Here is a 12078-nt window from a genome sequence, read left to right as displayed (position 1 = left end):
TACTCTAATTCATCCAGACTTCCTCTCCCCAACACACCGCACGGGTGCGATATCGTTCGAGCACCCGCGCTAGCGTCGACAAGCGGGCTGCGTCATCGTTGCTCGCAAGACGCCGCGTGCCGCGCTCGATCATCAACTGGCGCAATGCAGGCTGGTCGATCAGACTGAAAAGCGCCTCCGCCATGCTGTCGGGCCGAGCCAGATCGACCAGCAGTCCCGCGTCGCCGACTTGCTCGCGCAGCGCCTCGAGGTCCGGGTAAAGGACCGGTACGCCCAGACTGAACGCCTCGAGTGGCGGCAGATTGGTCGGGCCGAAATATGTGGGCATCACTAACGCGATCGACTCGCGATACAAGTAAGGCACGTCGCCGTCCGGAACGAAACCGAGAAAGAACACACGCTCGCCCAGACCGAGATCGGCAGCGACCGAACGCACGTATCTCATGTTGCCGAAATCGCTTCCTGTGAAGACCGCACCTACACGGATGCCATAGCGGGACTCCAGCGCGTGCAGTCCCTTCAACAGAAACACATGGTTCTTGTGCGACCAGAACTGCGCGGGATAGTAGACGTATTTCAGATCGCGCGGAATTTTGTACTTCGTCTTGACATCGACGAAGTGCTCCACGTACGCCTCCTCGGAAAGCACTGTCGCGCGGGCGGGCGAGAATGGCATCAAATGCACGCGTTCGCTGTCTACTCCATATCGCCTGACAACCTTCTCGCGGCCGGCCTGCGAATCGACGAAGATGCCGCAGGCCTTCTTCAAGGCAGATCCGTACAGAAATTCGCGACGCTCGAATTCGTGCTTGATCCGGACTTCGGGAAACTCGACGTCGTCGCGGTGGGACAGATCCCAAACGGTGAACAGGTAGTTGAATCGATCAATCGCCAGTGCGAGGTTGGACGGCGTTGTGAAGTACGCAATGTCCGCGCGCATCACCGAAAGCAAGCGGTCCACCGAAGCCATCTTGCCCGGTTTCCGCAGAAACGCGCGCGGGCCTCCACGGCTATATATTGAACCGAGTCTCGCCGCCAGTCCGCGCAAGCGGGGCACCGGGAAAAAAATAGGCTCAATGCCGCTGCGTCGCAGATCATCGATGGTGGATCGCCGCGTCGTCACAAACTCAACCGCGCAAAGTTCCGGCGGAAGACTCTTTAGCAGCAAGGCAGCATTCTTCGCCTGCTGATAACCCCCACCAGAGGTATGTTCATAGTCTATAAACGCGACCATGCGAATAGGCCGTTCCAAGGAACCGTTTGAATTCGTCACTCCTCGCTCCACGTTTCTTGGCCATCTATATAACGATTGCAGCGCTCGACAACGGTTTTCGCGCTCGGTTTGAATTTAGATTGCGCGAGCTTGCTGGTGCCGTTCGTGACTGATTAAGGCAGGTATTTGGCCGGTCCGACGGCTTCCCGATAAAAGCCCTTGTGCAAGGCTCATATGACGCTCATGCGGCCCTCGGACATCGAGCTTCCGAGGCGAACAGATGCGTGAAGATCCGTTTCTCCTCGAAAATATTTGAATCTGAATGCCGACCAACTGATTCGAAGGCCTCCTTGTCTCGCGGCGAAGCTTTCCCTCGCCAGCTCCTAAGCGGACATCTCCACAGGATCGGCCGTGGCGCCGCTTTTCTTTCGACAGCGGTATTCCGTCGCCGACATCGAGAATTGCCTCCTGAACACTTTCGAAAGCCGCTCGCCGTTCGTCAGTCCAACCCTGCGAGCGATCTTGTCTATCGGCAAGTCGCTTCTGGCCAACAGTTCACAACTGAGATCGAGGCGCGCTCGCAAAAGATATTGCGACGGTGTCACTCCCATCTCGCGCTTGAACAGACGCAGGAAGTTCCGCTCGCTCATCGCCACCGTACGAGCCGCGTCGCCTATTGAAACCGGGCGTCCGCAATTTCGCTCGAGCCAGCGCGCGGATTCCTGTGCCTTTTCCGCCTGCGTGTTCGTTCCCATGGTGCTCAGCATGGTCGTCAAATTCTGATCTTTGGAGACGGTGAAGTGATCGGCAACCGCTGTCGCGATGTCGTATCCGAGGTCCCGCTTCACGAGCGCAAGCGAGTTGATCAGCGCATCGCCGCCTTCGGTCGACGCCGCGACGTTAGACGTCTCCGGACTCCAGATGCCCGGATCGACCGAAGCCCAATCGCGGCGAGAAATGCCCGCTGCCGCCAGCAGCAAGTCGCCGTTGCCGAGAGGGTTGACGACGCCGGTCTGCGAACATGCTATGGTCAATAACCCAATGAGCACCTCGTCGGCGGCTGCACGCTTTGCGCCGGGTCCGCCCGCAATATACAGTGCGTCGAAGCCTTGGAACCGCTGGCCGCCCAGGCGCTCGGTCCAAACGCAAACGGATGACGAACAGGCTATCATCCCACCGCAGGCAGAGACTAGACGGACGCTGTAAGTTGCGTTTCTTCTCAGACTGCGAGACTGAATCTCGTTGGCGATATGAAGCACCTCGGCAAGGGTGCCCGCTTCCAGCAGCGAAAAACCGTCGTACAACAAAATTCCTATGAGCTTGACCGCGCGTTCTTTAAATCGGTGGAAAATACCGTTATCTCCTGCATCGCCTAAGCTAGTAGCGTGGGACATGCCGTTACCTCCATTTTGCTTCGGTTCTGGATCGCTGCTCTGGCTTGCGTTGGAACGCTGTGGAAAGCGTATGACCTCGTGAGCTTAGTGCCATATTCGATCCACCATTGCCGTGGTGTCCGCCAAAAGCATGTTTCTGGCCGAGAACGTCGCTCCCAGTATCAACAAGACCAAAACATCGTCTGATTTCTTTAGCGCTGAAAGTGAAAACCATAAAGCCGCTCATCAGGGTTTCCCGACCCACAGGACTTGCTGAGCGATAGACCGATCAGACGGCGAATGCTTCAGCAAGGAAACGACCGGTCAACACCTTGCTGAAAACAGTCATGCATGTAGTCTGAAAATCCCCGCTAGTTACCCTTTCTCATGAGCACCCTGAGCTTTGGCTTTGGCTTTGGTTGCCTTCGAATAAACAAGAGTGCGTTCGCGTCACGCGTGACTTCGCCACCGCCATACGACCAGACATGGAGTCGCTTCATGAGCTTCAGCACGAGATATTCGCAATACTATGATCTTTTCTATCATGACAAGAACTACAAGGCGGAAGCGTCGTTTGTCACCGGATTGCTCGGGCGGTACGGAATAGTTGGAGGTCACGTGATGGATCTAGGTTGCGGCACCGGACGCCACGCGGCGGAATTCGCAGCCGCGGGATTTTGTGTTTCTGGCGTTGACATGAGCGCCGGTATGCTTGCCCGAGCCGCTGCCAGGTGTACCACTTTGCCAGGCGCAGTAGCGAAGCGACTGACGTTTCAGCAAGGCGACGCGCGGATCGTCCGCACGAATGAACTCTACGACGCAGTCGTGTCGCTCTTTTATGTTGCGAGCTATCAAACGACCAACTCCGATTTCATGGCGATGTGTCACACCGCCGCGACGCACCTGCGGCCATCAGGACTGTTCGTGTTCGATTGCTGGTACGGTCCCGCGGTCCTCGCCGCTCCGCCCGACGTACGCATCAAACGCGCCTCCAGCGAAGAGACCGCGGCGATACGAATCGCCGAGCCCACGATGCGTCCTCATGACAATACTGTCGCGTTCAACTACACCGTCCTGCTAACGGATTTGAAAACGCAGTCGGTCGAGACCGTCCTCGAGACGCATGTGATGCGCTACATGTTCAAGCCCGAGATCGAACTGATGCTGGACCTCAGCGGATTCGAGGTCCTGGACAGTTTGAAGTGCATGGGCGGCGAGTTGAGCGCTACCGATCTCTCAGCGACATTCGTCGCGAGAAAACGGTGATGCTCGGAAACAGCCCGAGCGAGAAAACGTCGGAAAATACAACGAATGGCATGTCATAGCCAGCCTCGTCGATGAGTCGAGGCTGAACCGCCAGGCAGTCCTGCGCTGGCTAAGCGCATCGCGTCAAAGCGGCTCGCCGAAAGCCGCGTGCCACCACCTGCCACCCGGATCAAGTGTTTGTTCCGTTGCGTGACGGGCCATATTTGCTGCGGCGAGCAGTGGGTCAGCACCGCGCTGAACTTGACCTGCTGTTGCAGAAACTTCGCGAAAAGGCGGTGGCCAGCATGTCGCGCACCACGCCCACCGTGTAGTCCTGCTGTGCTTCGGTAAGCGCGAGACCACTCGGCAGATACAATCCCCTGCGACTCATGCGTTCGGCAATCGGGAAATTCTCTCCCTTGAACATCCCTTGCTTGAGAAAAACCGGCTGTTCGTGCATCGGCCAGAAGAACGGCCGCGCGCTGACACCTTCCTCCGCCAGCATGGACCGGAGCTCGTCGGCATCAAAGGGCAAGCTGTCGTCCAATACCATACCGAAGACCCAATAGATATTCTCGGCATATGGCAATGCCACCGGCGCCATCCCGATTCCCGGCACTCCCCGCAAAAGGCTTTCGTAGCGGCGGCCCAACTCGCGCTTTCGCGCGACGTGCGCATCTAGCTTCTCGAATTGCGCTAGCCCGACAGCCGCCTGGAGGTTGCTCATCCGATAATTCCAGCCAAGCTCTTCGTGGACGAATCGCCTCTCTGGCTTGAAACACAGGTTTCGCAAACTTCTCGCGCGCGTAGCCAGTTCGTCGTCGTCGCAGACGATCATGCCCCCCTCCCCCGTCGTGATGTGCTTGTTGGCGTAGAAGCTGAAGCACGATATATCGCCGAAACTGCCGCACTTCGCTTCGTTATAGGTTTGTCCGATTGCCTGCGCAGCATCTTCGATCACAACGAGGCCGTATTTCCTTGCGATATCCAGCAACGGAGCCATGTCCACCGGCAGACCGAAAGTGTGCACGGCCATGATCGCCCGTGTCCGGCTCGTGATAGCGCTTTCGATCTTCGTCACGTCCATGTTCCACGTATCCGGACTTGAGTCGACCAGTCTCAAGCGGGCACCGGTGCGAACAATGGCCGATGCGCACGATATGATCGTGTGCGTGGGGATGATAACTTCGTCGTCGGGACCGAGCCGCAGAGCCACCGCCGCCACGTCCAACGCAGCGCTGCCGTTCGCGACGGCAATCGCGTGTCTGCGGCCGACGTAACCCGCCATCGCACGTTCGAAACGCTCGACGAACGCCCCGTCCGAAGAAATCCACCCGCTTTCAATGCATTCGTTCAGATAGACGCGCTCCTTTCCGTCGAGCAGCGGTTCGTTGACCGGGATCATCGCGCGCCGTCCTTAACTTCAAGCTCGACGCCTGGGCCGTTACTCGCTTCACTGCATCGGCTCAGGTGTGCGGACGCGAAGCGCAATTTTTCCTGCTCTCCCATATAGGGCCCTTGTTTGACTTCGAAGAAAGACGCGTCCTCGAGCATCTCGAAGCCGTGACCACCCGACGCCAGCAAGATGACATCGCCCGCGTACAGTACACGGCTCGACAGGTAGTCCTTATCGGGCGTATAGAACTTCACCAGGACACGGCCACGCTTGACGAAGAGCACCTCTTGCGTCCATTCGATCTGCCGCACCAACTTGCAGTGAAGATGCGCGTCGATCACTTTTCCGGTGGGATGTTCCATGTACGCGAGTTGCTGAGGAAACTCCTTCGGCGTAAAGAAACTCACACCACTTCTCGAGAACGAATCCCGGATGATCATGGCGAGCGTTTCACCTTCGAACGAGACTACTTCGACATTCGAGTCATGAACGACCTCTGCGTTGCCCGTTATCGGTAGAGCTTCCATTTTTTTTCCTCGAAGAGAGCCGATAGTATCCCGACACACCGAACCTTCCGGGAGCAGGGCCGCTTACGACATAAATTGGCCCACGGAGATCCTTCATGCGTCCCCGAAGCATAGGATCGGTTCGACGGTCACACGGTCAGATGGCCGAATACGGAATGAAGTTGGCTGACCGGGGTATTACGTTGCAGCGTCACCTCGCGCATCTTTATATCCTCGGCAACGACCGCGCAGAGGTGCACATGGACCGCGCCAATATATTGGCACCGTCCGCCATGACCTTGAATGGTCCATATGCATTGCTAAGCTGATGAAACCGCACGTCGTAGCCCTTTGAATCAGGTGGCGGGGCAACTCACGTTCCGACCGACGTGTCTCTCTCGACTATTGGCCATTCACATGAACAGAAACTCTCGCATCTATGTCGCCGGACATAAGGGAATGGTCGGCTCGGCTCTCCTTCGGCGCCTTGCCAGTTCCGGATATGATCACGTGATCACGGCCTCGCGACAGTCGCTCGACTTGCTGGATCAGCGCGCCGTGATGGATTTTTTCGCTCGGGAGCATATAGACGTCGTCCTCCTGGCCGCAGCCAAGGTCGGCGGAATTCATGCCAATTCGACTCAGCCGGCTTCGTTTCTCTACGAGAACCTCGTCATCGAAACCAATGTGATTCATGCAGCATTCAAGAGTCACACGCAGAAGCTCGTCTTCTTCGGTTCATCGTGCATCTATCCAAAGCTTTGCCCTCAGCCCATAAAAGAGGATTACCTGCTCACGAGCGCTCTCGAACAAACCAACGAAGCCTATGCCATCTCAAAGATCGCGGGTCACAAGCTTTGTGAAGCGTATAACAAGCAATACGGAACGCGCTTCATATCGGTGATGCCCACGAATCTCTATGGCCCCAACGACAACTATGATCTTCAAGGCAGCCATGTGCTGGCCGCGCTCATCCGCAAGGCGCACGAGGCAAAGCTGAACGGACTCGAATCGCTCCCGGTATGGGGCTCCGGATTGCCGAGACGGGAATTCCTTCATGTAGACGATCTGGCGTCCGCGGTTCTCGTCCTGCTGAGCAACGACCTGGTCGAGGGCATGTTTAATGTTGGATATGGAAAGGACATAGCGATTGCCGACCTCGCACGACTGATCTGCGATGTCGTCGGTTTTTCTGGATCGCTGAGATTCGACTCGTCGAAGCCCGATGGGACGCCGCGAAAGTTGCTCGACGTATCGAAGCTCGCCGCTCTGGGTTGGGCGCCCACGATTACGCTCAGAGATGGCATCGCCTCAACCTACGCCGACTTCGAGAATGACGTGCAGCGTACCGGGCTCGCCAGCGCCTGACGAATTCACGCGGCGTGCGCGATCCTGCACCACGGATTGAAGTTCCGCCCCTGGTATCCAGGGCACCCGTCTGCCGACTGCGGTTCCTGTCCCTCAATGCCAGCAAATCATGTCACGTTCAAGGCCACGACAGGTCATTCCGGTTAGAGCGGCTTGATCAACGCATCGGCCTAGTCCGTTGAACCGGATGAATTGCACCGGATTCGCCGCGATGGATCGGAGTACTTCCATTTCAATGGGCGCGCCTGCTTGTTGTATTGACAGATATAACGCATGAGCTTTTTGTTGAGATCCTTGGTGCTGGTGAATACGCCACGCGCAATGTCGTCGCGCTGGATGCGTGCAAACCAGTTCTCGACCTGATTCAGCCATGACGAATACGTCGGGGTGTAATGTATCGACACTTTCGGATGGTCAACCAGAAATGTTTGAACGGCGTTGGTTTTGTGGCTGCTCACGTTGTCGCAGATCACGTGAATCTCCTTTCCGCACGGCTGTGCCCATACCACCTCCGTGAGGAACGCAACAAACTGGGCACTGGTATGGCGGGGCGCGGTTTTGCCCTGCACCTCACCGGTGGCAACATTCAATGCGGCGAACAGGCTCAGGGTGCCGTTGCGTTTGTATTCAAAGCCATGGCTCTCGGCGCGTCCAGGCGAGAGCGGCAACATCCGGTCCTTGCGATCCAGCGCCTGGATGGCTGTCTTCTCGTCCACGCAGAACACCACCGCATGCAACGGCGGATTGAGGTACAGCCCGATCACGTCGGCTGCCTTCGCCTCAAAGTCGGGATCGTTGGACACCATGTGGGTATCGAGACGATGTGGCCGAATGTCGTGCTTGCGCCAAATACGCTGCACCGTCACGAAGGCCATGCCCAACTGTGCCGCCAGTTTGCGGCTGCTCCAGTGTGTCGAGCCGTCGGCCGGCTTACGTCGCAGTGTGTAGTCGAGCACTCTCGCTTCAAGGACCGCCAGGTCAGGTCGCGGTGCCCGGCCTGGATGTCTGCCGTACAACCCAGCCAAACGCTCACAGGTGAAACGCATTTGCCACGTTGTAATGAAACGCGAATCGCAACGCAATTCCGCCATGATCGCCGCACGCGAGGCTCCTTCGTCGAGCAGCAAGATCAACCGCGCACGCCTCACCTGGCCAACGGCCATCGTGCGGCTGCGCTGCATCGACATCAGCTCTTCGCGCTCGGTTTCACTCAGATTCATTTTGCCCATGCACTATTAGCTCAGTGCAATTTCATTGGTTCAATGGACTAGTCCTTGATTCGACTGCTCAAAGCCCTGGATATCGACCTTTCTAGCGCGTCTCGAGTCAGAAGTTGGGCGGCTGCTTTCATTGCCCGCTCGATGCTCATGCGTTTGCGGCGATACGTCTGCTCTGCGTTTGCCAACGCATCAGCGATGGACCTTGCATCCGCGGAAACAAAGCATATGGCGTCGTGAATCTCCTTCATGCTCATCGGGGGAAGTTCGGTGGAAATGACCAATCTTCCCGACGCGACATATTCGACAACCTTGAAAGGAAAGACCCCATTACCCATTTTCTCTATCGAAACATGCGGGTTCACCAGCACGTCACAGTCGGAGATCAATTTGAACAAGACTCTTTCGTCCACCCGACCGTGGAAGTGCACCGGGTAATCTTCGGCGGACAGCCTGACGAACTCGCGTGCCAGCGGACCCGTTCCGCAGACGTGAAACATGAGGCGTCCGCCGGACTTCCGGATCAGGTCGAGAACCACGTCAGCACCCTTCTCGACGCTCAGCCCACCGAAATAGCCAACCATCGTTCTAGCATCTGCCGTTCGCGAGAATGGACGCCGCTGTCCACAAGCCTCAATGAGATCGTCCGACACCACGCCCGGACACAGCACCACGGGACAACCGCTGCGTTGATGTTCGCGTGTCGATAAGTGATCGTTAACCGCAAGACATAACGATGGAGCGGGTAACACGTATCGCCATGCGATGAAGTCGAGCAACGGCTTCGGATGCCAGCGGCGACGAGAAAGCAGCCAATCTTCGAACTGGAGGATCAGACGCGCACCGAACCGGTGCGTCAGCACGCGAGCGAGCATCGACTCGAACGCGTAAGCGTTATAGATCCATACGGCTTCGGGCTTGCCGACCTTCGCTATCTCATCGCTCAGCGCCGAGACTTCGAAGAGGTTCAGCAGCTTGCCGATGGACCTTACAGGGTAGCAGCGAAGCGAAATCTCCCGAATGCGTTGCGTGCCGATGACGGAATCCCGACATTTTCTACGTGACCATCCTGCCTCTACGTGGCCCGTATTGATCAAAAGAACATCCTCGGAAAGTTGCGATGCCAACGCCAGAAAAAACTCCACCTTGCGTGCGGCGCCCAGATTCACATTCGCCCCACGATTAGAGGCGCTGTAAGGCGCTATGAAAACAAGCATTTCTGCTGCTCCACGTCAGCGACTCCTGGTTCAGTGCCACGCAAGTCAACGCCACGTGATCGACGCGTGGACAAATACGCGCCGAGAGAGCACCCGTAGATGTCCCCAAAGCAGAGCATCAGCGTCGTCACCAGTGGATACTGCTCGAATAGGTTGATGTCCATGCAGGCTGCAATCGTGATCCCAACGAACACCACATATCGAACCGACTGACGCCTCGAATGACGCGGACGGATGCGCCAGAAAAACGCCGTCGCACCCGTCGCGAAAATTAGCATACCCACAATTCCGATTTGAAACTGCATCGTCACGAAGGCGTTATCGATGATCTGATTGAACCGGTATTGCTCAGGGTCGACGCCCGCACGCTGGAGGAGCATGACGGCTGTGTTCGTGCCTACGCCGAGGCCCCGCCCCAAAAAGAGTTCTCCCGGCGTTGCCTCTGACAACTGCTCCGCTATCTTCCCGAGGTTGGATAAACGACCGCCTTCGTCGAGTTGATCAGTCAGCACATCACCGCGGCCGACCGCTTCCACCATGTGAGAATAGCCAACGATTGCGAGGCAAATAGCGATCGGTAGCGCAGTCACCACCAGCAGCATCCGATCATTACGGCTCAGCCGTCCCGCAAGCGTTTCCCAAACTACTACGCCGACGATGGACGCGATACTGAGCATAGCGAATCGCGTTCCCGAAGAGACGGCAATCGCGACTGCGAGGCAGAGCAATATAAGCCGATAACACAGCCGGGCGCGGTCCAGAATGAGCACCATGCTTGCAAGCGAAATCGCATACATGCCTGCTAGCGCCGCGTTACTGAACAGGCCCGTGTACCGATCCTGCGTAAATAGAACTTGTTGTATTTGTCCGAGTTGTATCCATTGTCGCAGAACAACGTAAAAGTCCAATGCGGCAAGCGCGAGCAACGCGAGGACGAGGGCCGTTTGTCCCTGCTTCTCGGCCGGCAGCAAACTCGCGAACAAAAACAGGCCGAATGACGCATGAATCAGCAGAACCCAGCGCAATCCCGCAGGTAGGAAGAACAATGGCGTCCAACCTGCGATGAACGGCACGAGTCCCACCGATACGATGCAAAGAATCCACGTGAAGAACATCAGAATAAACGTACGCATTCCCCCCCGAAAGCGATTCAAACCGAGCGCAAGAGGCCACCCGACTCCGATCAAGGCGATGCTCGCGTCCTTCACGTACTTGACAGCACCTGCGTCATCCATGGCGGCCGAATTTAGGTTCCAGACGTTGATTGCTCCGGTGCCGAGCGCGCCAAGCGCCTGATCCGCGTATTGAGCCAAGCCTGCCGCGAAGACCGTAAAGACTGCGAGTGAAAATACGAAACGCGGCGACATTCCACACGCTCCTGAGTTACATGCCGACTCGGCCAAACTTCGTCCTTACTCGTGATGCTCCAACGCCCTGTAGCCAGCCAGCGTGATCAGCGCATCCCGCTTGGCGATCTGATAGTCGGACAACACCATTTCCCTCACAAGAGCGCCGAACGTCACGGTCGGTGCCCATCCCAGCTTCGCGTGGGCTTTCGACGGATCGCCGAGCAAGGTCTCGACCTCTGTCGGTCGAAAATAGCGAGGATCCACTCGCACGATGACCGTCCCGGGCGCGACCCGGCATTCCCGGCCGCTCACACTTTCGACGATCCCGACTTCATCGACTCCGCTTCCGTCAAACCGAAGCTTGATGCCGAGTTCGCACGCCGCCTGCTGAACGAATTCGCGCACGCTGTATTGCACGCCAGATGCAATGACAAAGTCTTCCGGCTCGTCCTGTTGCAACATGAGCCATTGCATCTGGACGTAATCGCGCGCGTGTCCCCAGTCGCGTTTCGCCGACAAATTGCCAAGGTAAAGGCAATTCTGCGAACCGATTGCAATACGTGCGAGGGCGCGCGTAATTTTGCGCGTAACGAACGTCTCGCCCCGAACGGGCGATTCATGATTGAACAGAATGCCGTTGCAAGCGTATATGCCATACGCCTCGCGATAGTTGACCGTGATCCAGTACGCGTACATCTTCGCTACCGCATACGGACTGCGCGGATAAAATGGCGTGTTCTCCCGTTGCGGCACTTCCTGCACGAGTCCGAACAACTCCGATGTCGACGCCTGATAGAACCGGGCGGTCTTCTCGAGGCCCAGAATTCGCACGGCTTCCAGCATGCGCAGCGCACCCAGGCCGTCCGCGTTCGCCGTGTACTCAGGCTCTTCAAACGAAACCGCAACGTGGCTTTGCGCGGCGAGGTTATAGATCTCATCCGGTTGCACCCGCTGAATAATTCGCAAGATGCTCGACGAGTCGGTCAGGTCACCATGGTGAAGATGAAAGCGGCGCTGCGATGCATGGTCATCCTCGTATAAATGGTCGATGCGATCCGTGTTGAAGAGCGAGGTGCGCCGCTTGACGCCATGCACTTCATATCCTTTGTCGAGCAGGAATTGAGCAAGATAAGAGCCATCCTGGCCTGTGATACCGGTGACCAGTGCAACCTTGTTCGACATGGTTCCTTCTCC

General features: G+C 57.1%; 10 protein-coding genes. 2 read left to right on the top strand and 8 right to left on the bottom strand.

What is annotated here, in order from left to right; genetic code table 11:
• Positions 1-4: 4 nt before the first annotated feature.
• Both F6X37_RS24755 and F6X37_RS24750 read right to left on the bottom strand, forming a co-directional pair.
• Positions 5-1273: a glycosyltransferase family 1 protein gene (locus F6X37_RS24755; protein WP_316251997.1), complete on the bottom strand. Its 1269-nt coding sequence runs from the start codon at positions 1271-1273 to the stop codon at positions 5-7.
• 323 nt (positions 1274-1596) lie between these two features.
• Positions 1597-2607: a GlxA family transcriptional regulator gene (locus tag F6X37_RS24750; protein WP_187613117.1), complete on the bottom strand. Its 1011-nt coding sequence runs from the start codon at positions 2605-2607 to the stop codon at positions 1597-1599.
• A gap of 477 nt (positions 2608-3084) precedes the next feature.
• On the opposite strand from F6X37_RS24750, the gene F6X37_RS24745 reads away from it, so the two are divergent.
• A complete protein-coding gene (locus tag F6X37_RS24745) occupies positions 3085-3852 on the top strand; it encodes a class I SAM-dependent DNA methyltransferase (protein WP_187613116.1) in 768 nt (255 codons plus the stop codon).
• 223 nt (positions 3853-4075) lie between these two features.
• Here the strand turns inward: F6X37_RS24745 and F6X37_RS24740 are convergent, their stop codons facing one another.
• Positions 4076-5236, bottom strand: coding sequence for a DegT/DnrJ/EryC1/StrS family aminotransferase (locus F6X37_RS24740; protein ID WP_187613115.1), 1161 nt, complete (start codon positions 5234-5236; stop codon positions 4076-4078).
• Positions 5233-5754 carry a hypothetical protein gene (locus F6X37_RS24735; protein WP_187613114.1) on the bottom strand — a complete coding sequence of 174 codons (522 nt, stop codon included), beginning with the start codon at positions 5752-5754 and terminating at the stop codon, positions 5233-5235. Before F6X37_RS24735 ends, F6X37_RS24740 begins: the two co-directional genes overlap by 4 nt.
• Before the next feature lie 396 nt (positions 5755-6150).
• On the opposite strand from F6X37_RS24735, the gene F6X37_RS24730 reads away from it, so the two are divergent.
• Positions 6151-7101: a GDP-L-fucose synthase family protein gene (locus F6X37_RS24730; RefSeq protein ID WP_187613113.1), complete on the top strand. Its 951-nt coding sequence runs from the start codon at positions 6151-6153 to the stop codon at positions 7099-7101.
• 170 nt (positions 7102-7271) lie between these two features.
• On the opposite strand, the gene F6X37_RS24725 is transcribed toward F6X37_RS24730, so the two are convergent.
• Genes F6X37_RS24725 through gmd form a run of 4 tightly spaced genes read right to left on the bottom strand, consistent with a single transcriptional unit; the run spans position 7272 to position 12066 of the window.
• The gene (locus tag F6X37_RS24725; protein ID WP_187613112.1) at positions 7272-8330 is read right to left on the bottom strand and encodes an IS630 family transposase; all 1059 of its coding nucleotides are present in this window, start codon (positions 8328-8330) and stop codon (positions 7272-7274) included.
• A 38-nt stretch (positions 8331-8368) separates the two neighbouring features.
• Complete coding sequence (locus F6X37_RS24720; protein ID WP_187613111.1) at positions 8369-9535, bottom strand: glycosyltransferase; 1167 nt, start codon at positions 9533-9535, stop codon at positions 8369-8371.
• Complete coding sequence (locus F6X37_RS24715; protein WP_187613110.1) at positions 9520-10902, bottom strand: hypothetical protein; 1383 nt, start codon at positions 10900-10902, stop codon at positions 9520-9522. The genes F6X37_RS24720 and F6X37_RS24715 overlap by 16 nt, the downstream gene beginning before the upstream one ends.
• A 45-nt stretch (positions 10903-10947) precedes the next feature.
• Positions 10948-12066, bottom strand: coding sequence for a GDP-mannose 4,6-dehydratase (gene gmd / locus F6X37_RS24710; protein WP_090806278.1), 1119 nt, complete (start codon positions 12064-12066; stop codon positions 10948-10950).
• Positions 12067-12078: the final 12 nt, after the last annotated feature.

Origin of the sequence: Paraburkholderia sp. 31.1, assembly GCF_014397645.1 — a bacterium.
In the GTDB taxonomy this organism is placed as follows: domain Bacteria; phylum Pseudomonadota; class Gammaproteobacteria; order Burkholderiales; family Burkholderiaceae; genus Paraburkholderia; species Paraburkholderia tuberum.
Note: the sequence above shows the minus strand (reverse complement) of the source record. Positions and strands in the feature narration are given on the sequence as shown.